Source organism: Streptomyces bambusae (assembly GCF_019400985.1).
Lineage (GTDB): Bacteria > Actinomycetota > Actinomycetes > Streptomycetales > Streptomycetaceae > Streptomyces > Streptomyces bambusae_A.
In genome coordinates this window covers 1-1,753 of record NZ_WTFF01000606.1, presented here as the reverse complement: position 1 = coordinate 1,753, position 1,753 = coordinate 1, and the positions used below count along the sequence as shown (strand labels likewise).

Genomic DNA, 1,753 nt, shown 5'->3' with positions numbered 1-1,753 from the left:
GTTGGGCCCGGGGTGGTCGGCCCGGAAGCGGTTGGCCTTGAGGTGGTTGCCCCCGGAGGCGGTTCGAGCCTCTGCGCGGCGGGGGTGGAGGTTGGACGGGGGGATCTTGCGCGGGGTGAGTCGCTGACGGGGGGGTGTGAGGGCGTGACGACCTTGGGGCACCTGGCGGCGCGGCTCGGCGGGACGGAGGGGGAATGCCGGGACGTGACAGGGGAGGGGACGCGGGGGCTGCCGGGGGGGGGGCGGGGGGGGGGGGGGGGCGGGGGGGGGGGGGAGGGGGGCGGGGGGGGGGGGGGGGGGGTGGGGGGGGGGGGGCGGGGGGGGGGGGGGGGGGGGGGGGGGGGGGGGGGGGGGGGGGGGGGGTGGGGGGGGGGGGGGGGGGGGGGGGGGGGGGGGGGGGGGGGCCGGGGCGGGGGGGTTGGGGGGCGGGGGTTGGGGGGGGGGGGGGGGGGGGGGGGGGTTCCCGGGGGGGGGGGTGGTGCGGGGGGGGGGGGTGCTGGGGTGGGTGGGCTCGGCTGGCCAGGTGGGTAGCTCGGGGGCTGGCGGCCTGGTGGCCGGTCTGGGGGCAGTCGGTCTGGGGGCGGTTGGCCCGGAGGTGGCCGGCTCGGGGGTGGCCGGTCGGTTGGTTCGCTCGGAGGTGGCCAGCAGGGAAGTGGCCGGTTCGGGGGTGGCCGGTTCGGGGGTGGTTGGGCCGGGGGTGGTTGGGCCCGGAGTGGCTGGGCCCGGGGTGGTCGGCTCGGGGGTGGCAGGCCTGGAAGTGGTCGGCTTCGGGGTGGCTGGGCCCGAGGTGAGTGGGTCCGGGGTGGTTGGCCCGGGGGAAGCTGGGCCCGGGGTGGTCAGCCCGGAAGTGGCCGGCCCGGAAGTGGCTGACTCGGAAGTGGCCGGCCCGGGGGTGGCCGGCCCGGAAGTTGCTGACTCGGAGGTGGCCGGTTCGGGGGTGGTTGGGCCCGGGGTGGTCGGCCCGGAAGCGGTTGGCCTTGAGGTGGTTGCCCCCGGAGGCGGTTCGAGCCTCTGCGCGGCGGGGGTGGAGGTTGTACGGGGGGATCTTGCGCGGGGTGAGTCGCTGACGGGGGTGTGTGAGGGCGTGACGACCTTGGTGCACCTGGCTGCGCGGATCGGCGGTACGGAGGCGGAATGCCGGGCCGTGAACGTCGAGGGCACGCGGGCGCTGCTGGCGGAGGCGCGGCGGGCAGGCGTAGATCGGATCGTGCAGGTGGGGACGGCCGCGGTGTATCGGGACGGGGCACATCGTGGCGCGGCGGAGGGGGAACTGGTCGAGGATCCGGGGTCGGTGACGAGCGTGACCCGGCTGGAGGGGGAGCGGCTGGTGCTGGCGGCGGGCGGGACGGTGTTGCGTCCGCATCTGGTGTATGGGCGGGGGGACCAGTGGGTGGTGCCGTCGTTGCTGGGGTTGCTGGCGAGGTTGCCGTACTGGGTGGACGGCGGTCGGGCGCGGATGTCGATGGTGTCGGTGGATGCGTTGGCCGGGGCGGTTGCGGGTTTGGCTGTTGCTGGGGGGGGGGGGGGTGGGCGGGCCGGGGCTGGGCGGGCCACCGCCGAGCAGGCCGGACCTGGGCGGGCTGCCGCTGGGCGGGCCGTGCCTGAACAGGCCGCCGCTGGGTCGGTGGTGCCTGGGCGGGCTGCCGATGAGCCGGCTGTCCCTGAGTGGGGCGAACCTGAGCGGGCTGGCGCTGAGGGGGCTGTGCCTGGGCGGGCGGTGTCTGGGCCGTCTGCCGCTGGGCGGGTTGTGTCT

1 protein-coding gene is annotated in these 1,753 nt (G+C 78.2%); it reads left to right on the top strand.

Going from position 1 to position 1,753, the window contains the following annotated elements:
- Window positions 1–475: 475 nt before the first annotated feature.
- Window positions 476–1,753 (top strand): NAD-dependent epimerase/dehydratase family protein (locus GPJ59_RS38785; protein ID WP_308120691.1); only part of this gene is annotated, 1,278 nt, incomplete at its 3' end.